Below are 22,352 nucleotides of genomic sequence, written 5' to 3' on the forward strand. Positions count from 1 at the left end.
GTTGAGATTTAAGTACTTTTTCTTTTATATATGTTTTCTGATGGCCACTACCTTAACGGGCCAGGAAACTACCGAGCAGGTTCAGGACTCTGTTAAAACAGGTGTTGCCCTTGGTAAGTTGATATTGGAAAACCCCAATAGTATAATTGCAAAATACACTTACGATCCCAAACTAGATAGGTATGTCTACACCGAAAGTATCGGGGATTTTGATATAACCCATCCCATTATTTTGACTCCCGACCAATATTTTGATTTGGTTCGAAAGGAGCAGATGAAATCCTATTTCAAGGAAAAAATAGATGCGTTTACAGGAAAAAAGGAAGGAAGTGAGGAAGCGCGTAAAAACCTATTGCCCAATTTTTATGTGAACAGCAGCTTTTTCGAATCCATTTTTGGAGGAAACACCATTGAAGTCATTCCGCAAGGTTCTGTTGCCATGGATTTGGGAATCTTATGGCAGAAAAATGACAATCCGGCTCTTTCACCTAGAAACAGAACCAATTTGTCTTTCGATTTTGACCAACGGATTAGCTTAAGTCTTTTGGGTAAAGTAGGAGAGCGGCTCCAAGTGACGGCCAATTACGACACCGAGGCCACTTTTGACTTTCAAAACCTGGTCAAACTGGATTATACTCCCACAGAGGATGATATTCTTAAAAAAATTGAGATCGGTAATGTGAACATGCCCCTTAATAGTTCCCTGATTACCGGTGCCCAAAGTCTGTTTGGGGTCAAGACGCAACTGCAATTTGGAAAAACTACGGTTACTGCCGTTTTCTCCGAACAGCGATCCCAAAACAATACCGTTGTGGCCCAAGGAGGGGGCACACTCAACGAATTTTCCCTCACCGCTTTGGATTATGACGAGGACAAACACTTCTTCTTGGCCCAATACTTTAGGGACAATTATGACCGTGCCTTGTCCAACTATCCATTTATTAGGAGCGAAGTACAGATTACCCGTTTGGAGGTGTGGGTCACCAACCGAAACCAACAAACCTTGAATGTGCGTAATGTTGTGGCCATTCAGGATTTGGGAGAAGCAGAGTTGGGACAAAATGGAAACCCCAAAACCAGAATTGGGATTGCGGGGGGTGCCCCTGCGGGCTTTTTCAATGTTTTTGGAAATGATGTACCTCCACAGAATGGTGCCAACGATTTTGACCCCAATCAAATAGGAACTGGAGCGCTTACCGAATCCATTAGGGATATTGCTACCGTGGAACAGGGATTCAATGTTCCAGGCTATTCGGTAAACCAAGGATTTGATTATGCCATTCTTGAAAACGCAAGAAAATTGGAGCAGGGAAGGGATTATCAATTCGATACCCAACTAGGGTACATCTCCCTGAACCAAAGATTGAGCAATGATGAGGTGCTCGGGGTGGCCTTCCAATACACCATTGGGGACCAAGTGTACCAAGTAGGGGAATTTGCCAATGGCGGAGTAGATGCTACAACGGTATCTGGAGGGGTTAATCCCATTATAGAAAACAATACGCTGATCTTGAAATTGCTCAAGAGTAATATCACCAATGTGGATGATCCTATTTGGGATTTGATGATGAAAAACATCTATGCTACAGGAGCTTTTCAGTTGAGTCAGGAAGATTTCAAATTAAATATCCTGTATTCAGACCCTACGCCACGAAACTATATCACACCTGTTGACCCCAATCAAGGATGGCCTACTGGGTTAGAGGAAAGAATATTGATTGATGTCTTTAATCTGGACCGATTGAACATCTACAACGATGTGCAGCCCGGTGGGGATGGTTTCTTTGATTACGTTCCCGGTATCACCGTGGATACGCAAAGTGGACGAATCATATTTACCAAGGTGGAACCTTTTGGGGAATTCCTTTTCGACGAATTGGGAGGAGGGAATTATGATGTTGAAAACGATCAGGGATATAATCCCAATCAGCAGCGGTATGTGTTCCGTAACATGTATGCCAAGACCAAGGCGGCTTCCTTACAGGATGCCGAAAAGAACCGTTTCCAAATTAAGGGGCGATACAAATCCGAAGGAAACAATGGTATCCCGATTGGAGCCTTTAACGTTCCACGAGGTTCTGTACGGGTCACCGCTGGAGGGAGACAGCTTCAAGAAGGAATTGATTACACCGTGAATTATCAGGCAGGAACCGTTCAGATTTTGGATCCCAGCTTGGCAGCTTCCAATACGCCGATCAACATTTCGGTTGAGAACAATGCGGTGTTTGGGCAGCAGACCCGAAGATTTACAGGGGTAAATGTGGAACACAAGTTCAATGACAAGTTTGTTTTGGGCGGAACCATTCTCAATCTGAATGAAAGGCCCCTGACCCAAAAATCCAATTTTGGTGTAGAGCCAGTCAACAATACTATTTTTGGTTTAAACGGAAACTTCAGTACAGAGATACCTTTCTTGACCCGTTTGGCCAATAAATTGCCCAATATTGATACGGATGTGCCTTCCAATTTATCCCTTCGGGGAGAAGTGGCCTTTTTAAAGCCAAATTCACCTAAAAATGCTGATTTTCAGGGTGAAACAACCACCTATTTGGATGACTTTGAAGGGGCGCAGGCACTTATTGATATCCGCTCCAGCTTGGGTTGGTCCCTGGCTAGTCCACCTGTGGAATTCTTGCAGGACAGGACGGATATTGACGTGGGATACGAACGGGCCAAAATGGCTTGGTATACCATCGACCCCATATTCTATACCAATCAAAGACCTTCTGGAATTTCAGATAATGATATTTCCCTAAACGAAACCCGTAGGGTTTTTATCAATGAGGTCTTTACGGAAACCGATATAGCCCAAGGACAGACCCAGGTGCAGGGAACCTTGGATATGGTTTACTACCCCAACGATAAAGGGCCATATAACGCGAATCCCAATTTTGCCGCTGAGACCCCTCAGGATAAATGGGCAGGTATTATGCGTCCCTTGAGCAGTACCAATTTTGAGCAATCCAACGTGGAATTTGTCCAGTTTTGGGTGTTGGATCCCTATATAGGAGGGCAAGCCAACCCTGCCAATTCTGGAGAGCTGGTGCTCAATCTCGGGAATATTTCTGAAGATATTTTAAAGGATGGCCGCAAACAATATGAAAATGGATTGCCGGCAAGCACCAATAACGAAATCCCAAGAGCCACTATCTGGGGACAGGTACCCTCTACTCAATCTTTGGTCTATGCCTTTGATGCTGATGAAAGTAATCGAACTTTACAGGATGTTGGTTTTGATGGTTTGAATGATGCTGAGGAAGCTGCCATCTACAATGGCCCCAGTGAAGACCCTGCTTTGGATAACTATCAATACTATCTGAACCGCGAGGGGGGTATTTTGGAGCGCTATTTTGATTTTAACAACCCAGATGGCAACTCGCCAGTGGCCGTGACCAATACCAATAGAGGTTCGACCACCTTGCCCGATGTAGAGGATATAGACCGTGACCTTACCATGAACACGGTAAACAGTTATTACGAATATCGTATCCAGATCAGGCCCAACACCGATATCAACGATCAATATGTTACTGATATTAGAGAGGGACTCACACCAGACCTTCCCAATGGAACCCAATTGAACCGAAGATGGATTCAGTATAAAATTCCTTTGAGCGATTTTACAGAAGCCGTTGGGGGAATCACCGATTTCCGTTCGATTAGTTTTATGCGAATGTATATGACCGGTTTTCAAGATGACATGGTCCTGCGTTTTGCCACCTTGGATTTGGTAAGGGGGGATTGGAGAACCTATACCAATTCCTTGCAGCCCGATATCGATAATGACCCTTCAGACGATGGTACCGTAACGGATGTGAACACTGTTAATATTGAAGAGAATTTTGGACGTCAACCCATTCCTTATGTGTTGCCTCCGGGCGTTGTTCGGGAGCAGTTGAACAACAATAACACCATCATTCGCCAAAATGAGCAATCGCTTTCATTTGTAGTGGAGAATTTGGAATCCCAGGATTCCAGGGGGGTGTTTAAAAATGTCAACATTGATGTGAGACAATATGAGCGAATCAAAATGTTCATGCACGCCGAAAAGATTTTAAATGGGGATTATTCGGATGACGATACGCCTTTGGTTGGTTTCCTTCGGATTGGAACGGACTTTTCGGAAAACTTCTACCAAATAGAACTTCCGCTACAGTTTACGTCGTTCAATGTGACCTCTGCAGATGAGATTTGGCCCGATGTAAACCAAATCAATATTGCCCTGAGTGATTTGAACAAGGTGAAGTCGAGAGGAATTGCGGAACAGACCCTAAATCAAATCAACTATTATGAAATTGTGGATGGCGAAGCTGTTCCAGTAGATGAATTTGCCCCGCGAACATTGGGCAGGTTACGAATTGGTATCCGAGGAAACCCATCCTTGGGAAGTATACGGGGGATGATGGTTGGGATAAAAAATATTGATGACTTGCCTGCACGAGGAGAAGTTTGGTTCAACGAACTGCGTTTGGCAGGTTTGGATAACAATGGAGGTTGGGCTGCCATAGCCGCTATGGATGCCAATATGGCCGACTTTGCCAATGTTACGGCAACAGGAAGCAGAAGTACCTCTGGCTTTGGTTCCATAGATCAAATGCCCAACGAGCGATCTAGGGAGGACGCCATTTCCTATGATGTGGTCACCAATGTGAACGTGGGCCAATTGCTCCCTAAAAAATGGGGCATCCAGGTTCCGTTCAACTATGGAATTTCAGAAACCTTGATTACCCCGGAATTTGATCCCGTGTACGACGACCTTAAATTGGATGATAGAATTGCCGCTGCAACTACCGCAGAAGAGGCAGAAACCATTAAGGAACAAGCTGAAGACTATACCAAAAGAAGGAGTATAAACTTGATCGGGGTTCGAAAAAATCGTGGAGCCGAGGCCAAGGAGAATTTCTTTGACGTTGAGAACTTTACCTTTAACTACTCCTATAACGAAACCAACCACAGGGATTTTGAAGTGGCTGACCTTCGTGATCAGAATGTCACCACTGGTTTTGTGTACAATCACAATTTTAAGCCTGCGCCCGTGGCACCCTTCGCCAAAAATGATTCTTTGTTGACGGGCAAGTACTGGCAGTGGCTCAAGGATTTGAATTTCAATTTGCTGCCAACCAGTCTTTCGGTAAATGCCAATTACAATCGCTCTTTTAACCAGCAGCGCTTTAGGGATGTGTTGGAACCTGGAGTGGATGCTTTGGAATTGCCCTTGTTGCAACAGCGTAATTACCTCTTTAATTGGCAGTACACATTAAACTATAGTATCAGCAAGTCTTTACGATTGAATCTGACCGCTTCCAACAACAATATTGTCCGCAATTACTTTAATGTGGATGCAGACCCGGATTCAGGAATCAACGAAGCCCTTGATCTTTGGGATGGATTTTTTGATATTGGGGAACCCAATCGTCATCAGCAGAATATGCAGTTGAACTATGATCTTCCAACAGCTAAGATTCCGTTTTTGAATTTTATCAATGCCCAATACAGCTACACCAGTAATTTTGATTGGCAACGAGGCGGGGATGCCCTTCTTGAGGTAGCTGGTGAAAACATCAACACGGTTCAGAATGCCAGCACCCATAATTTAACGGCCAATTTGACCATGCAACGTTTTTACGACTACTTAGGATTGAAAAAACGGGATGGCAAAGTCACCGCAGCCCAAGCTCGTCAGCGAAGGGATAAGGCTGGGAACCCAGCTTCGGGAACGGATGAAAAACCTATTAAGAAGACCAGCAAAGGTTTCAATACTTTGGTGGATGTATTGACCATGGTGAAACGGGTGAATGTAAATTACAGCAGAAATAGCGGAACCGTATTGCCTGGGTATACCCAGTCCATTGGATTCATTGGAACGGCAAGACCCAGTTTAGGCTTTGTTTTTGGAAGCCAGTCCGATGTTAGATACGAAGCTGCTCGAAATGGGTGGTTGACCACTTTCCCGGAATTTAATTCGCAGTACATGCGAAACACCAATCGACAATTGAACATTACAGCGACCGCACAACCTACACAAGACCTTACCATAGATTTAACCGCTGATCGTTTGTTGACCAGTAGTTCCCAGGAAAATTATAGTCCTGAAGAATGGATCAATCAACAGGATGGGCTGATCAATGAGTTGGGGAATTTCAGTATTTCCACCATCATGATCGGAACCATTTTTAATAAAAGTGACGAGTTTGATTCCAAAACTTTTGAGCAGTTCAAGGCCAATCGTATTACCATTGCCAATAGACTGGTTTCGGACAGGGGACAAACCCCAGGGCCTTTGGATGATGATGGTTTCCCGCAACGTTATGGAAAAACGCAGCAAGAAGTGTTGTTGCCTGCCTTCTTTGCAGCCTACACAGGTCAGGATGTAAACCGGGTGAATTTGGATACCTATCGCGAAATTCCAATACCCAATTGGAACATCAAATACACAGGTTTGATGAAAAACCGTTGGTTCAAAAAGAAATTCAAGCGATTCTCATTAAGCCATGGCTATAGGGCATCTTATAGTGTCAATTCTATCCAGAGCAATTTGGAACGCCAAAACGGTCAATTTGATCCAGAGACTGAAGACCTGTTACCGGAAAATATCATCAACAATGTGGTATTGACAGACCAGTTTAATCCACTTCTTCGTGTTGATTTTGAAATGAAAAACTCCTTTAGCTTCTTGGCCGAAGTGGAAACAGATAGGGTGTTGACCCTAAGTTTTGACAACAACTTGATGACCGAAATCAATGGGAAAAAGTACACCTTGGGATTGGGGTATCGATTCAAGGACGTAAAATTTGTGACCAATATTGGGGGTGAAAGAACTCGACTTAAGGGCGATTTGAATTTAAAGGGCGATCTCTCAATCCGGGATAATATTACCATCATCAGAAATCTGGATATTGACAACAATCAGATAACCTCGGGTCAAAAACTGGTTTCTTTCAAGTTTTCGGCAGATTATGCGCTTAGCAAAAGTTTAAATGCCCTGTTCTTCTACGATCATTCCTTCTCCAAATTTGCGGTTTCCACGGCGTTTCCACAGACTACCATCAACGCAGGATTCACGCTTAGGTACAATTTCGGGAACTAAAAACAACGGAATTTGAGCCTGTTTATAAGGCCAATATTTTTGTTGCAAAGTTTACTTGAAAAGCTATATCCGATCCGTTACATTTGTCACTGGACTAATACAAATTGATAATGAACATACCAGCAGAATTAAAGTACACCAAAGACCACGAATGGATCAAGATTGACGGCGATGTTGCCACTGTGGGAATCACGGATTTTGCCCAAGGGGAACTTGGGGACATTGTTTATGTGGAAGTGGAAACTGTGGATGAAACCTTGGACAGGGAAGAGGTTTTTGGAACGGTTGAAGCTGTAAAAACCGTGTCTGATTTGTTTTTGCCCTTGAGTGGGGAAATCATCGAGTTCAACGAAGCTTTGGAGGATGAGCCCGAGAAAGTAAACACAGATCCATATGGTGAAGGGTGGATGATCAAGATCAAAATCAGTGCTGCTGCTGAAGTTGATGATTTAATGAGCGATACGGATTACAAAGCATTGATTGGTGCTTAAAAAAAATATTTATACCGTACTTTTTATAGGCTGGGTCTTGTTTTTAACAACACTCAGCTTATTTTCTTTTTCGGGGCTGGATACGGGTTCCATTCGCATACCGTATGCAGATAAGATTACCCATTTTATTTTTTATTTGATTTTTGGGGTACTTGCCTGCCTAATGCTACGCGAGAAAACCCAAGGCCGAATGGAGCTGGGAAAGGCCATGCAGTGGGCATTGATCGCTGCCATAACTTACGGTATAATTATTGAGGTATTACAGTACGCACTAACACAAGATCGCATGGCCGAATTGGGAGATGTAGTAGCCAATACATTGGGAGCATTTGCAGGAGTTCTCTTAATTAAATGGTATTTTTCCAAAGAAAGGCCGTTAAAATGGAAATTTTAATTGTTTATTTCATCAATTAATAATTAAATTAGCAAACACTAAATTCAGAACGATGGAACTAAAAAAGAATCCAAAAGCAGACGTAGGAAAAAACAGTTCACTCTATTTTGTGATAGGGTTGGCCGCTGTTTTGGGGTTGGTTTATGGAGCCATGGAGTGGAAGAAATATGACAAATCCAACGAATATGACGTTTCTATGAACGTTGAAGATCAGTTGGACGAGGAAGTGCCCATGACGGAGCAGATCAAGACACCGCCACCACCACCGCCACCAGCTGCACCTGAAGTTATCGAGGTTGTTGAAGATGAGGAGGAAGTTGAAGAAACCGTAATCGAGTCTACAGAAACCAGCCAGGAAGAGGAAGTTATGGAAGTGGAAGAGGTTGAAGTGGAAGAAGTAGAGGAAGATATCTCCGTTCCATTTGCCGTAATTGAAGACGTACCGGTGTTCCCTGGTTGTGAGGGAGCCAGCAATAAAAAGCAGTGTTTCCAGGATATGATGCAGAAGCACATCCGTAAAAACTTCCGTTACCCGGAAATTGCCCAAGAAATGGGAGTTCAAGGAAGGGTAAACGTAATTTTCGTTATCCAAAAGGATGGAAGTATCGGAAACATCAGAATGCGTGGGCCGGACAAAAACTTGGAGAAAGAAGCGATGAGAATTATCCAAAAGCTTCCTAAAATGACTCCTGGAAAGCAGAGAGGTAGAGCTGTAAAGGTTCCTTTCAGTATTCCAATTACCTTTAAGCTACAGTAAAAGAAGATTTACAATTCCTGTCGAGGCAGGAATGAAAAAGCCCTGATGGAAACGTCAGGGCTTTTTTTGGTCATTTTGGTTACCAAAAGATGCAATCTTGCGGTAGCTGGGTTAAGCGTGATAATAGCGCTCGTTGATGATTTTGCCATCTTTCCATTGCGTTCGTACCACTTGTTCAAATCTGTGGTCGGTGCCATCATCGGTGGTAAATTCCATTACGGCTTCATAAAAAGTGGTGTCTCCTTTTACGGCTGGCCCGGAAATTACGGTGTATCCGTGAAAAGCGGTTACCGTATCCAATAGTTTCTTTTCTTCGGCCAAGCAGAAATCCTTGCCCACTTTGGCGGGATTGTTTCCTTCAAAAAGTTGCACGTTGTCGTCCAGATAATTTTCCATGGCCTCAATGAATTTACCTTCGGCCAATAGGGCTGTTACCTCGTTTGCTTTGGCAAGTAATTCTTGCTCTTGTATTGTAGTTTCCATAACTGTATGTTTAAGATGTTAATAACTGGAAACAAAAGTAGGTGCGGCTGATGCCTACTTCATTGTTGATCTTTCCCGAATACTTTTATGGATTTCCCTAATTGGGTGAAATGTGTAGTTTTTATTTACTTTGGTGGTCACGAGATGGAATCTTGCGGCAACGGAGGGAATCACAACTGCTCGATTTGCTGAAGTAAAACTAAAATCAAAAGGACTAGTTGTTGCTTTGATTTTACCAGCTAAGTGAACCATTTCAATCTCATCAGCATAACCCTGTAAACTAAGTTTAATTTTCCCGTTTTGGGAGCAAAAGTATTTTGGGTATGCACGTTAGTTATACGGAAAGAGACAGGCAAATTATTAAAAAATTAGGTGAGAGGGTCAGACAACTTAGGATTCAAAAAGGATTGTCTCAATTTCAGCTTTGTGTTGATGCGGATTTAAACAACAACCAAATTGGAAGAATAGAACGCGCGGAACGCAACACTAGTGTAGTCACCTTAAGCCGCATAGCAGATGCCCTTGAAATCCCATTGAGCAGTTTGTTTCTTTTGGACGATTAGGCTTTTCAAGTTCAAGTTCAAACTCAAGTTCAGGTGCAAGGGTCTTTTATCTTTTGTCTTGTTTCTTGGGTCTTCAGATTTCAGACTTCAGACTTCAGACTTCAGATATCTGATTTCTAACATCCAGCATCCAACATTGGGCATCAAGCAACCTTCAATCCAAAAATCCAACCCTCCAACAAAACCCCCACAATAGGTTGGAAAAGAGATAGTACGACCGTATCTTTGCCTGCCACTAAAAAATGAGGATGAAATCTGCCGTAGGTTCTGTAAAAAGCACTTCCCTTTCCTTGATTTTTACCGATTTTAAGGAAATCACCAAGGCCAAGCTGGCCATAAGTGTGGTGTTTTCGTCCATTGCGGGTTATTTTCTGGGAGCTTATCAAATTGATTTGGTCTCTTTGTTGCTCCTTGCCTTTGGTGGCTATTGCATGGTTGGAGCTTCCAATGCGTACAATCAGGTGATAGAAAAGGATTTGGATGCGCTCATGAACCGCACCAAAAACCGACCTATCCCATCTGGGCGTATGACCGTGGCCACAGCGATGACCATCGCCATCGTAATGACCATCCTTGGCGTAATTGCCCTATATATTTTAAGCCCCAAAACGGCCATGTTCGGGGCCATTTCCATTTTCTTGTACACCAGCGCCTATACGCCTCTTAAGACCAAAACTCCGCTTTCGGTATTTGTTGGGGCACTGCCAGGGGCCATTCCCTTTATGTTGGGATGGGTAGCGGCAACCAACGATTTCGGCATTGAGCCGGGAACCTTGTTCATGATCCAGTTTTTTTGGCAATTCCCCCATTTCTGGGCATTGGGCTGGATGTTGGACGAAGATTACAAAAAAGGCGGCTTTAAAATGTTGCCCACAGGAAAAAAAGATGCAGGTACCGCCCTTCAAATTATACTGTACACCATTTGGATGATTGTAATTTCCATTATGCCCGCATTTGGGTTTACCGGAAGATTGTATTTATCCATTCCAGCAGCGGTACTGGTGTTGTTGGCAGGGCTGGTGATGCTGGTTTTTGCTTTCAAACTGTACGAAAAAAGGGATAACCCAGCCGCAAGAAAGTTGATGCTGGCCAGCGTTACCTACATCTCATTGATTCAGATTATTTACGTAATAGATAAGTTTATTGGTTAAGCCTATGGATTTCACCGAAGTGGATATTGAAGTAAAGAACAAAAGAGCCAAAAAAATGTTGCTCTGGTTTGGAATTGTGAGCCTGATCATGGGTTTTGCAGGATGGACGAGTGCCTATATTGTGAGCAGCAAACGGGAGGATTGGATCAGTGATCTGGAATTGCCCCAGGCCTTTTTTGTGAGCACGGCGATCATCATATTGAGTAGCATCACTTATTTTATGGCCAAACAGGCGGTAGCCACTGGCAACCCAAAAAGAGGAACGCTCCTGTTGTTGGGAACCTTGGTGCTGGGCGTATCTTTTATTGTGTTGCAGTTTATTGGATTTTCCCAAATGCTGGAGAATGGCTATTACTTTACGGGGCCAACCAGTAACATTAAAATGTCCTATGTATTTTTGATTGCTGCGGTACACATTGTCCATGTGGTGGCAGGGCTTATTTCATTGTTGACTGTTTTGGTTCAGCAGCTTAGGGGGAAATACTCACCGGACAATTTGTTGGGCTTGGAATTGGGGGCTACCTTCTGGCATTTCTTGGATTTCCTTTGGGTTTATCTCATACTTTTTATGTATTTCGTGAAATAAATTTTTGATGAAGTAGTTTTCATTCAACTTTGTCTTTTTCAATACAGCAAAAGATGTATTTTTGCTAAAGTTTTATTAAAACGACCTTTTTATATGGATACAACGGTGACTACCGGTACAGAAGAAAGCACTTGGGGAGGCGGAAACAGGCCCCTAAATGCGAGTTATGGAAAAATGATGATGTGGTTTTTCATCGTCTCGGATGCCTTGACCTTCTCTGGATTCTTGGTTTCTTACGGTTTTTCCAGGTTCAAGTTCATTGAAACCTGGCCCATTGCCGATGAGGTATTTACACACGTTCCTTTCTTCCACGGTAATTATCCCATGTACTATGTGGCCTTTATGACCTTTATTCTGATCATGTCTTCCGTTACCATGGTATTGGCCGTGGATGCAGGACATAAAATGATGCAAAAGAAGGTTATCCTTTATATGTTCCTTACCATTATCGGTGGTGCCATCTTCGTTGGCTCACAGGCTTGGGAATGGGCTACTTTTATAAAAGGGGACTTTGGGGCTATTGAGACCAAAGGAGGTAGAATACTTCAATTTGTAAATGCCGAAACTGGTGAAAGGGCTGCCTTGGCAGATTTTTCCAAAACTTTACCTGAAGATCGGATTAAGCATGTAAAGAGCGAGGGTGTTTGGTTTATGCAAGAAGGCTACAAAACCAGCTATTCCTTAAATGAAGTTATTGAAGGATTCAAGGCTTCGCCAAATATTTTGATTCGTACCGAGACCATTAACGAACATGGCGAAAAGACGGTTTTGGATCGAGCTGGTTCGTTGGCAAAATTGGCAGATGCCTCTCAAGTGGTGGAAGGTGCAAACCTTATCCATAACGAATACGGAAGCCGTCTTTTTGCTGATTTCTTCTTTTTCATTACTGGATTCCACGGGTTCCACGTATTTTCCGGAGTAGTGATCAACATCATTATCTTTTTCAATATCATTTTAGGAACCTACGAAAGAAGAGGTCATTATGAAATGGTGGAGAAGGTTGGACTATACTGGCACTTTGTAGATTTGGTGTGGGTATTCGTATTTACATTCTTCTATTTGGTATAACGCAACATGTCATTCCTGCGAAAGCAGGAATCTTTGAAAAAATAAAAGCACATTATGGCGCACGAACATAAACTTGAAATTTTTAGAGGACTGGTAAAGTTCAAGTCCAACGTCCAAAAGATTTGGGGAGTACTGATTTTTTTAACCTTGGTAACCGCAGTTGAAGTAGGCTTGGGTATTGCCAAACCAGCGTCTTTGACAGGGAACTTCTTCCTTGGAATGAAACTCCTCAACTGGATATTTATTATCCTCACCTTGGTGAAAGCCTATTATATTGCTTGGGATTTCATGCACCTTAGGGATGAGAAAAGTTCTTTGCGTAGGGCTATTGTTTGGACACCGATATTCTTGATTTGCTACCTGATATTTATATTGCTCTTTGAAGCGGATTATATTTACAACGTGTTCAAGGATGGGTATATGTCCTGGAATTTCTAGTAAAGGATTAACAATATGAAAAGGCGGTTTCTTGACCGTCTTTTTTTATTTTTGCACTCAGCAAATTCATCATGAAAAAGGCCTCTGTTCTAATCGTTCTCTTCGTCTTTCCCCTAGTGGCCTATTTGTTTTTTGCCTCAGGCGTAAACAACTTTGGGAGATTGCCCATTTTGACCCAAAATGTACCTGAACTGGATAATTTTGATGGAAGTGCAAGACTCAACAACAAGATTACCATTCTAGGCTTTCTGGGGAACAATATCGACTACAAAAAAGGAAATGCCTTTAATCTGAACCAAAAGATTTATAAGCGCTTTGGTAAGTTCACCGATTTTCAGATCATCATGGTGGTGCCCGAGGGTGAAGAGGAAAAGGTGGAGGTGCTTAGAAAGGATTTGGGCAAACTTTCCGAAACCGACAGATGGAATTTTGTGTATGGCACAGAAGGAGACATAAAATCCCTGTTTGGAAGCTTGAAAACCAATTTAACCCTGGATGAAGATTTGGGTACTTCCTATGTGTTTATTGTGGACAAAGACCGTAACCTAAGGGGAAGAACAGATGATGAGGATGAGGGAACCAAATATGGATTCAATACTACATCCGTAGCGGATCTGAACAACAAGATGGAAGATGATGTAAAGATCATTCTTGCTGAATATCGCCTTTCTTTAAAGAAAAACAATGCCGACAGGAGCAACTAAGAAGAAAAAGTACAACTACGTTTGGGTATCCGCCATAATCCTGATCTTTGGGATATTCGCGGTGAGTGAGATTACAAAAACCCTAAAAAAGGGAACTGTAGTGGAAACGGATCGGATGAGTGGGGTTGCCCAACAATCCAAACTGGGATATGTGATCAGCAATGGCAAGAAGAGGAAGGTACCCAACTTTTCCTTTTTGAATCAGGATAGTGTACTGGTTTCCAACAAGGATTATTTGGGGAAAGTCTATCTGGTTGACTTCTTTTTTACCACCTGCCCCACCATTTGCCCAATCATGACCCAGAACTTGGTGGAATTGCAAGATACGTTTAGCGAGCATCCCGAGTTTGGCGTGGCTTCGTTTACAATTAACCCAAGATATGATACCCCTACCGTGTTGAAGAAATATGCAAGCAAGTACGGGATTACCAATCAAGATTGGCATTTGTTGACAGGGGATAGGGATTCCATTTATACCTTGGCCCAAGAAGGCTTCTATATTGTGGCCAGTGAAACAGAGGATGCTCCAGGTGGTTTTGAGCATTCGGGTATGTTTGCTTTGGTGGACAAGGAAGGCTACATCCGCTCGCGGGATGACGAATTTGGAAATCCCATGATATATTATCGGGGAACCATCACCGAAAAGCAAGGGGTAAATAAGGAAGGAGAGGCACAACAGATTACCATGCTCAAGGAAGACATTCAAAAATTATTGCTCGAGGACTAATGGAACATGATTTAGCCAAGGAAAAAAGATTTAAGCGTTGGATTACCATAATTTCAATCGCTATACCGGTAGTGGTTGCCCTATTGTTCGGGTATAAGATTCCAAATGCCAAACCACTTTCTTTTTTACCACCAATTTATGCTTCCATTAATGGATTGACTGCCATACTTTTGGTTTGGGCCGTCATTGCCATCAAAAATGGAAAAAGGGACTTGCATCAAAAATTGATGACCACCTGTATTGTACTCTCAGCGCTCTTTTTGGTGATGTATGTGGCCTATCACATGACATCGGACAGTACTAAGTTTGGAGGTGACGGTGCAATTCAATACCTGTATTTCTTTATTCTGATCACGCATATTGCCCTCTCTATTGCTGTAATTCCATTGGTATTGGTCACCTATTCCAAGGGATATCTAGGGGATTTTCAAGGCCATAGAAAATGGGCCAAATTCACCTTTCCCATTTGGTTGTATGTAGCGGTAACGGGAGTTGTTGTTTATCTCATGATATCACCCTACTATGCGCATTAAACCTATTAAATCTAACTCCTCGTCTAGTGCGGGGAATGTTCCGAAATTAAGGTCGGGGCAATGGGGTGTTTGGCTTCTCCTAATAATGTTTTTCCTTTTCCCTCAACTCACCGAAGCCCAATGTGCCATGTGTAGGGCTGTGGTGGAAAGCGAAGCCGATGGCAAAACCGCCGAAGGGATCAACAACGGCATCGTCTATTTAATGGCAATCCCCTATATTTTGATAGGAGGATTGTTCTATTTCGTGTATAAAAAGCTTCGCACTTAAGAAAAATCTAAAATTTTCACATAATTTTTGCAAAAAGGTGTAACATTTTGATGGTAGCTTTGTCTTATTGAATATACGTTTGCGTATTTCATCAATCATCAAACACCAACCATCATGTTCGACATTGAAAGGTGGCAAGAAATATTTGACACCATACGGAAGAACAAACTGCGTACTTTTTTGACCGGGCTTTCCGTGGCCTCCGGTATATTTATTCTTGTCATATTATTGGGTTTTGGCCAAGGGATGCAAAATGGTATTGAACACGAGTTCAAACAGGATGCAACCACTAGCGTATGGGCTTGGCCCGAGGCGACTTCAAAAGCCTACAAAGGACTCAACCCGGGAAGGGTCATCCGTTTCAAAAATGCGGATTATGAAACCGCTGGTAGAATGTTCAAGGAGGATATTGAATATGAATCCCCGCGTGTTTTTGTGCGCAACGTCAACATCAACTACGGAAGCGAATCCTTGGTCTATGGTATTCAAGGGGTATCTTCCGAATTTCAGTTTATAGAAGGTTTTTCCACTATAGAAGGGCGGTTTATCAACTACAAGGACGAAGTGTCCCTTGGCAAGGTGGCCGTTATTGGAAAGAAAATTCGGGGCGATGTTTTCAAAGATGTGGTGACGCCCATTGGAGAGCGGATTGAAATCGCGGGAATCCAGTTTACAATTATCGGTGTCTTTAAAGAACAAAACGAAAGGGAAGAAGAGCGCATTTACATACCTCTGACTACCGGCCAAAGAGTGTTCAATGGGGATGACAAATTGAATACGCTTACCTATACCTTACCACCTGTTGAAAATTTTGATCAAGCCGTAGCCCAAGCGGTAGCGTTTAAGGATAACCTCAGAAAATTTTTGAAAGAGGAGCATCTGGTAGCCCCTGAAGATGAATCGGGAGTGAGGGTTTGGAGTGCCATGGAGGAGGCCAAGCGCTACTATGGCATCACCAATAACATGAAGCTATTTTTCTGGTTTGTAGGGGTCTGTACCATTATTGCAGGTGTGGTTGGGGTCAGCAATATTATGCTGATTGTGGTCAAGGAACGTACCCGTGAAATTGGAATTCGGAAAGCTTTGGGGGCCAAACCTTGGTCTATTGTGGGCATGATTTTGCATGAATCCATTTTTGTTACAGCAATTTCCGGTTTTTCAGGTTTGATTTTTAGCATGTTGATACTGGAGTTTTTAGGCCCCCATGTCCAAATTGAATATGTAAAGAATCCGTCCGTGAATTTTACGGTGGCATTTTCTACGGTCATGGTGCTCATTTTTGCAGGAGCTCTTGCCGGGCTTGTACCAGCACTGCGCGCTGCTAGGGTTCAAGTGATAGAATCGTTACGGGATGAATAACCTCAAAACCAAATACTATGTTTAACCGAGATAGATGGCGGGAAATTTTGGAAGTGCTCACCAGTAATGTGGGCCGAACCATTCTTACAGCTTTCGGGGTGTGTTGGGGTATTTTCATCCTAATTGTGCTACTGGCCGCTGGGAAGGGCTTTGAAAATGGAATCCGAGCGGATTTTGGCGATATTGCCACCAATACCATGTTTATGTGGACCCGTAGAACCACAAAACCTTATGAAGGACTTCCCAAAGACAGAAGATTTGAATTCAAAGTAAGTGATGTCCAGGCCATTTGGGATAATGTGCCCAACCTTCGGTTTGTCTCCCCAAGGAATCAATTAGGTGGGTTCCGTGGTGGCGGAAATGTCATCAGGGGCATTCGTGTGGGAGCCTATAATGTTTATGGGGACTATCCGGAAATCATCAACCAAGATCCCATGACCGTGACCTCTGGGCGGTTTATCAACCATAATGACCTACGGGAGAAAAGAAAGGTGGCCGTGATTGGGCAAGGGGTTAAATCCGAATTGTACGAGAAGGGCGAGGAGGTACTTGGTAGTTATATCAAAATCCAAGGGGTCAATTTTATGGTCATAGGCACCTATAAAAAGAAAAATAACGATGGGGATGGGGAAGAGGCACAAAAGGAAATTTATGTGCCCTTTACATCTTTTGCACAAGCCTTTAACCAAGGTGAAGATGTGGGTTGGATGGCGATAACGGCTCACGATGGCAGTTCCATTTCCCGTTTAAAGGAGGATATTATCAGAGTGATGAAGGAACGGCATAAGGTACATCCAGAGGATAACCGGGCCATAGGTCATTTTGATCTATACGAGCAGTTCAATAGGGTAGAGAGCTTGTTTGTGGGATTAAAGGCCATTGCCTACCTGGTAGGAATTATGGTGTTGCTTTCCGGAATTATTGGTGTGAGCAATATTATGCTCATTGTGGTGAAGGAACGCACCAAGGAAATTGGGATTCGCAGAGCATTGGGGGAACAACCTTGGTCCATTAAAAAACAAATCCTGATGGAGTCCATTTTCCTTACCATTATTTCGGGAATGGCAGGTATTATTTTTGGGTCACTGGTCATTTATGGAATCAATTCACTTTTGGACAGTGTAGGGCCTGTGGACATGTTTATCAATCCCAGTGTCAGCGTTGGGGTGGTAAGCGGAGCGCTGGTCATTCTCATGGTATCTGGACTTTTGGCTGGATTCATCCCCGCTAATAGTGCCACCAAAGTGAGGCCCATTGAAGCGCTTCGAACAGATTAAAATAAATTGAATCGATCAAATAACTATAGGAATTAAAATGAAAAAGTCAGTAACCATTATCATCTTGTTGCTCATCGTTGTGGTATTCGGTGGCTCCATGTATTACTTGTATCAAAAAAATTCTGAGGACCCCGTAGTCTATGAAACGGAAAAGCCCTCCAAACAAAATATCGTTAAAAAAGCTGTGGCCACTGGAAGCATCCTTCCTTTGGAAGAAGTGCTGATCAAACCCAATATCTCTGGAGTCATCGAAGAGATTTATGTGGAAGGGGGCGATTACGTTAAATCGGGCGACCTTTTGGCAAAAATCAAGGTTGTACCCAATTTAAATGCACTTAACGATGCCCGAAATGCCATTGATGAGTCCAAAATCAATTTGGATGATCAAAAAAGAAATTACGAAAGACAACTGTCCCTGTTCAATAAAGGGGTAATATCCAAAGCCGATTTGGAACGTGCCCAAGTAACCTATGATCAGGCCAAACAAGCTTATGGTGCGGCCAATAAACGCTATGATATTGTGAAAACAGGAACTACACGGGGATTGAGCAATGCAGCCAACACCTTGATTCGATCCACCGTGAGTGGAATGGTATTGGAGGTGCCTGTGGAAGTGGGGAACCAGGTGATTGAAAGCAATAATTTCAATGAGGGTACAACCATCGCCGCTGTCGCAGATGTGGAAAAAATGATTTTTGAAGGGAAAGTGGACGAGTCCGAAGTGGGAAAAATTACGGAAGACCTACCTCTGGAAATTACCGTGGGAGCCATAGAAAACGAGGTTTTTGATGCCGTTTTGGATTATATCGCGCCCAAGGGAAAAGAGGAGAATGGTGCCATTCAATTTGAAATCAAAGGGACACTCAAGAAAAGGGACTCTGTATTTATTAGGGCTGGCTTGAGTGCCAATGCATCCATTATTTTGGCTCGCGCAGATAGTGTTTTGGCGCTAAAGGAAGCTTTGGTACAGTTTGATCGTGAGACCAAGGAACCCTATGTGGAAATAGAAACTTCAGAACAACAATTTGAGCGCAAGGATGTGGAGTTGGGTATTAGCGACGGCATTTTTGTGGAGGTGAAATCCGGCCTCAATTCCGAGGATAAGGTGAAAATATGGAACGCCGTTGAGGAGGAAGAATCTGTCAATTAATCATTTAACAAAAATTTTCAAATAATCTTGTAACATTTTAACAACTTGTAAGTCATATTACAGAGGTTAAAATGCCAGATAGCTAATAGCACCAATCATGATAGAAATCAAGGACCTTCACAAATCCTATAGAGTGGGAAGCAATTCCCTTCATGTACTCAAAGGAATCAATTTTAAGGCAGAATCAGGAGAACTAGTGGCCATAATGGGATCCTCGGGTTCCGGTAAATCTACCTTGTTGAATATTTTGGGAATGTTGGATGTGGCCGATTCAGGGGAATATACATTGGATAATGTGCCCATCAAGGACTTAAGTGAGACCAAAGCGGCCCAATACAGGAATAAGTTCTTGGGATTCATCTTCCAATCGTTTAACCTGATCAATTATAAGTCGGCATTGGAAAATGTTGCCTTGCCCTTGTATTATCAAAAAGTGGGCAGGAAAGAACGACAGGAAAAAGCCATGAGCTATTTGGAAAAAGTGGGTCTTAAAGAATGGGCAAGCCATTTACCAAGCGAACTTTCAGGGGGGCAAAAGCAAAGGGTGGCCATTGCCAGAGCCATGGCTGCTGAACCAAAAGTATTGTTGGCAGATGAGCCTACAGGAGCCTTGGACAGTACCACTTCCTACGAGGTTATGGACCTTATCCAAAAAATCAATGACGAAGGGAATACCATTTTGGTGGTGACCCACGAAGAGGATATTGCACATATGTGCAAGCGAATTGTACACCTTAAGGACGGTGTTATTGTAGAAGACAAGAAAATAGAGCAGGTAAGAGCACAACAATATGTTTGATCGGGATATTTGGCAAGAAATCTTTCACACCCTCAAGAACAACAAACTCAGAACGTTCTTGACCGGTTTTTCTGTGGGATGGGCCATCTTTATTTTGGTGATGCTGTTGGCTTCCGTAAACGGAATGCAGAACGGATTTACAAGCCAATTTAATGATGATGCCACCAACTCCATTTTTATTAGGCCTGGCACTACCGCCCAAGCCTATGGAGGTTTTGAAGCAGGAAGAAGGATTCAGCTAAAAAATGACGATTACCAATACATAAAAGAGAGCTTTCCCAAGGATGTTGAATACATCAGTACCCGTTATTTTTCAAATACAACGGCGCGCTACAAAAGTGAGACAGGGAACTACTCTGTGCAAGCCGTACACCCGGACCATCAGATCATAGAAAAGACGTTGATCATGAAGGGGAGGTTCTTTAATAACGCCGATGTTGTCAACAGGGCCAAAGTTGCAGTAATTGGAAGAAAAGTAGCCGAAGATTTATTTAAGGATGAAGATCCCTTAGGTCAATTTGTCGAATTCAACGGACTACCTTTTAGAGTTGTTGGGGTCTTTACAGATGATGGTGATGACAATGCGGAGCGAGGTATTTATGCCCCAATAACAACATATCAAAGAATTTTTGGGGATACCAATGATATCCACCAAATTGTGTTGACCTACAACCCAACCTATGATCTCACCAAGGCCTTGGAATTTTCCGATCGTTTGGAGGATTTAATGAAAAGAAGACATAAAGTGGCTCCTGAGGATCAGGCTGGAATCAATGTTTGGAACTATGCAGAAGCCTTTGATGACATCAGTAGTTTTTCTGCGGTTTTAAGTGCGATAAGTATTGGCGTGGGCTTTTTAATATTGATTGCTGGAATTGTGGGCATTGGAAACATAATGGTCTTTACCATCAAGGAGCGAACCAAGGAGATTGGGGTTCGAAAAGCATTGGGTGCACAGCCCAAGCAAATCATTAATTTGGTGCTTTTGGAATCCACATTTATAACAGCTTTATCTGGTTTTATCGGCCTTGGATTTGCGTGGATTATTTTGTCCTTGATAGGACCTACCATTAATACCCCGGCCTTTACCAATCCAAACGTTAGCTTGTCAACAGTAATCACAGCAACCATTATTCTAATTGTTGCAGGGGTGTTGGCGGGATTGATTCCTGCAGTAAAAGCTGCCAATGTAAAACCAATAGTGGCCTTAAGCGATAAGTAATATGTGGTTATTCGATAGAGATTTATGGATTGAAGTTTTCCACACCTTGGGAAAGAACATGTTTCGCACATTCTTGACCATGTTGGGGGTCATCTTTGCCATGATCATTTTGATGCTGCTTTTGGGATCTTCCAATGGAATGACCAACGGATTCGACAAAATTTTTGCAGGTACAGCGTCCAACAGTCTTTTTGTTTGGGGACAGTCTACCTCTGAACCTTACAAGGGTTTTGAAAGAGGGCGAAGGATTCGTTACAAAATTGAGGATGCGGAAATCCTTAAAAGGGAAATTCCTGAAATTGAGGTTTTGGCACCAAGAATCGAATTGGGAAGCCACAGGAGTGTGGTCACAGTATACAGAAAGGGCCAAACCAGCGGATCCTCCGTGTATGGCGATTATCCCGAAATCGATAATATCACCAAAAAGAGGTTGGTCGAAGGGCGCTTTTTGAATCAAACAGACATTGAAAATTCCAAAAAAGTCTGCGTAATTGGAGAGGAAACCTATAAACTTTTGTTTGAGAAAGGTGAAGATGCGATTGGTGAGGATATCAGGATCAATGGAGTGTTCTTCTCCGTGGTGGGCATCTATAAGCCCAACAACAATATCAATATTGATGGGGAGAATGCGGTTTTTATCCCATTTACAACTTTTCAAAAAGCCTTTAACTCTGGAGATCGTATGGGGTGGATGGCCATAGCGGTAGAACCCAATACCAAGGTTCCCGTGGTGGAAAGCAAGATTAAGGATATTCTCAAAAACAAATACGATATACATCCCAATGACGAGAGAGCCATTGGAAGCTTCGATATGTCTGAGATATTCAACAACATTTCTTCCTTTACCATGGTACTAAGGGGGTTCTCATACTTCGTAGGACTTCTCACTTTACTGGCAGGGGTGATTGCCATTAGTAACATCCTATTGATTACCGTAAAGGAACGGACCAAGGAAATAGGAGTGCGAAGAGCTTTGGGTGCAACCCCGAGATTGGTACTAAGGCAAATCTTGATGGAAGCTGTGGTGTTGACTTCATTTGCCGGATTGGTTGGATTTGCTATTTCTGTCGGAATTCTGGCTGTCCTGGATTCGCTTTGGGGAAGTGGGGAAGATTTTCCCTTTGTCAAGCCCATGGTGAGTATCGGACAGTTTAGTTTCTCCTTCTTTTGGATGGTGTTCCTAAGCTTGTTGATTGGGTTGATACCAGCAATCAAAGCTATTAAAGTGCGTCCCATTGAAGCCTTGCGCGAAGAATAACTTGAAATTGAAAAAATAATTTAGATAACGATCAAAT

Annotated in this window: 20 protein-coding genes; 19 read left to right on the forward strand and 1 reads right to left on the reverse strand. The window is 42.8% G+C overall.

Going from position 1 to position 22,352, the window contains the following annotated elements; all coding sequences use genetic code 11:
• Positions 1-40: 40 nt before the first annotated feature.
• The 4 genes from sprA (at position 41) to ACOOE0_RS09105 (ending at position 8,729) form a co-directional block, all read left to right on the forward strand.
• The gene (gene sprA / locus ACOOE0_RS09090; protein WP_420402151.1) at positions 41-7,087 is read left to right on the forward strand and encodes a cell surface protein SprA; all 7,047 of its coding nucleotides are present in this window, start codon (positions 41-43) and stop codon (positions 7,085-7,087) included.
• A 110-nt stretch (positions 7,088-7,197) separates the two neighbouring features.
• On the forward strand, positions 7,198-7,578 hold the full coding sequence (gcvH, locus tag ACOOE0_RS09095; RefSeq protein WP_420402152.1) for a glycine cleavage system protein GcvH: 381 nt from the start codon (positions 7,198-7,200) through the stop codon (positions 7,576-7,578).
• On the forward strand, positions 7,571-7,972 hold the full coding sequence (locus ACOOE0_RS09100) for a VanZ family protein (RefSeq protein ID WP_420402153.1): 402 nt from the start codon (positions 7,571-7,573) through the stop codon (positions 7,970-7,972). Before gcvH ends, ACOOE0_RS09100 begins: the two co-directional genes overlap by 8 nt.
• Before the next feature lie 52 nt (positions 7,973-8,024).
• The gene (locus tag ACOOE0_RS09105) at positions 8,025-8,729 is read left to right on the forward strand and encodes an energy transducer TonB (RefSeq protein WP_420402154.1); all 705 of its coding nucleotides are present in this window, start codon (positions 8,025-8,027) and stop codon (positions 8,727-8,729) included.
• A gap of 111 nt (positions 8,730-8,840) precedes the next feature.
• On the opposite strand, the gene ACOOE0_RS09110 is transcribed toward ACOOE0_RS09105, so the two are convergent.
• Positions 8,841-9,212 (reverse strand): SnoaL-like domain-containing protein, encoded by a 372-nt coding sequence (locus tag ACOOE0_RS09110; protein ID WP_420402155.1) that lies wholly within the window; start codon positions 9,210-9,212, stop codon positions 8,841-8,843.
• A 323-nt stretch (positions 9,213-9,535) separates the two neighbouring features.
• On the opposite strand from ACOOE0_RS09110, the gene ACOOE0_RS09115 reads away from it, so the two are divergent.
• The 15 genes from ACOOE0_RS09115 to ACOOE0_RS09185 all read left to right on the forward strand — a co-directional run bounded on the left by ACOOE0_RS09115 (position 9,536) and on the right by ACOOE0_RS09185 (position 22,315).
• The gene (locus ACOOE0_RS09115; protein WP_420402156.1) at positions 9,536-9,775 is read left to right on the forward strand and encodes a helix-turn-helix domain-containing protein; all 240 of its coding nucleotides are present in this window, start codon (positions 9,536-9,538) and stop codon (positions 9,773-9,775) included.
• Positions 9,776-10,023: 248 nt separating this feature from the next.
• The gene (gene cyoE / locus ACOOE0_RS09120) at positions 10,024-10,926 is read left to right on the forward strand and encodes a heme o synthase (protein WP_420402157.1); all 903 of its coding nucleotides are present in this window, start codon (positions 10,024-10,026) and stop codon (positions 10,924-10,926) included.
• Positions 10,927-10,930: 4 nt separating this feature from the next.
• Positions 10,931-11,512 carry a cytochrome c oxidase subunit 3 gene (locus tag ACOOE0_RS09125; RefSeq protein ID WP_420402158.1) on the forward strand — a complete coding sequence of 194 codons (582 nt, stop codon included), beginning with the start codon at positions 10,931-10,933 and terminating at the stop codon, positions 11,510-11,512.
• A gap of 93 nt (positions 11,513-11,605) precedes the next feature.
• Positions 11,606-12,580, forward strand: coding sequence for a cytochrome c oxidase subunit 3 (locus ACOOE0_RS09130; RefSeq protein WP_420402159.1), 975 nt, complete (start codon positions 11,606-11,608; stop codon positions 12,578-12,580).
• A 54-nt stretch (positions 12,581-12,634) separates the two neighbouring features.
• The gene (locus ACOOE0_RS09135; RefSeq protein ID WP_420402160.1) at positions 12,635-13,018 is read left to right on the forward strand and encodes a cytochrome C oxidase subunit IV family protein; all 384 of its coding nucleotides are present in this window, start codon (positions 12,635-12,637) and stop codon (positions 13,016-13,018) included.
• 71 nt (positions 13,019-13,089) lie between these two features.
• Positions 13,090-13,722 (forward strand): hypothetical protein, encoded by a 633-nt coding sequence (locus ACOOE0_RS09140; protein WP_420402161.1) that lies wholly within the window; start codon positions 13,090-13,092, stop codon positions 13,720-13,722.
• A complete protein-coding gene (locus tag ACOOE0_RS09145) occupies positions 13,703-14,449 on the forward strand; it encodes an SCO family protein (RefSeq protein WP_420402162.1) in 747 nt (248 codons plus the stop codon). The genes ACOOE0_RS09140 and ACOOE0_RS09145 overlap by 20 nt, the downstream gene beginning before the upstream one ends.
• Complete coding sequence (locus ACOOE0_RS09150) at positions 14,449-14,982, forward strand: DUF420 domain-containing protein (RefSeq protein WP_420402163.1); 534 nt, start codon at positions 14,449-14,451, stop codon at positions 14,980-14,982. Before ACOOE0_RS09145 ends, ACOOE0_RS09150 begins: the two co-directional genes overlap by 1 nt.
• A gap of 85 nt (positions 14,983-15,067) precedes the next feature.
• The gene (locus tag ACOOE0_RS09155) at positions 15,068-15,250 is read left to right on the forward strand and encodes a hypothetical protein (protein WP_420402164.1); all 183 of its coding nucleotides are present in this window, start codon (positions 15,068-15,070) and stop codon (positions 15,248-15,250) included.
• A gap of 114 nt (positions 15,251-15,364) precedes the next feature.
• Positions 15,365-16,609, forward strand: a complete 1,245-nt coding sequence (locus tag ACOOE0_RS09160; RefSeq protein WP_420402165.1) for an ABC transporter permease — start codon at positions 15,365-15,367, stop codon at positions 16,607-16,609.
• Between the two features lie 17 nt (positions 16,610-16,626).
• Entirely contained in the window at positions 16,627-17,886 is a 1,260-nt protein-coding gene (locus ACOOE0_RS09165) for an ABC transporter permease (RefSeq protein ID WP_420402166.1), read from the forward strand.
• A 37-nt stretch (positions 17,887-17,923) separates the two neighbouring features.
• Positions 17,924-19,036, forward strand: a complete 1,113-nt coding sequence (locus ACOOE0_RS09170) for an efflux RND transporter periplasmic adaptor subunit (RefSeq protein WP_420402167.1) — start codon at positions 17,924-17,926, stop codon at positions 19,034-19,036.
• A gap of 97 nt (positions 19,037-19,133) precedes the next feature.
• Entirely contained in the window at positions 19,134-19,835 is a 702-nt protein-coding gene (locus ACOOE0_RS09175; RefSeq protein ID WP_420402168.1) for an ABC transporter ATP-binding protein, read from the forward strand.
• Positions 19,828-21,057 carry an ABC transporter permease gene (locus tag ACOOE0_RS09180; RefSeq protein WP_420402169.1) on the forward strand — a complete coding sequence of 410 codons (1,230 nt, stop codon included), beginning with the start codon at positions 19,828-19,830 and terminating at the stop codon, positions 21,055-21,057. The genes ACOOE0_RS09175 and ACOOE0_RS09180 overlap by 8 nt, the downstream gene beginning before the upstream one ends.
• 58 nt (positions 21,058-21,115) lie before the next feature.
• A complete protein-coding gene (locus ACOOE0_RS09185; RefSeq protein WP_420402170.1) occupies positions 21,116-22,315 on the forward strand; it encodes an ABC transporter permease in 1,200 nt (399 codons plus the stop codon).
• Positions 22,316-22,352 lie beyond the last annotated feature (37 nt).

The organism is Flagellimonas sp., from assembly GCF_965215805.1.
Taxonomy (GTDB): Bacteria; Bacteroidota; Bacteroidia; order Flavobacteriales; family Flavobacteriaceae; genus Flagellimonas.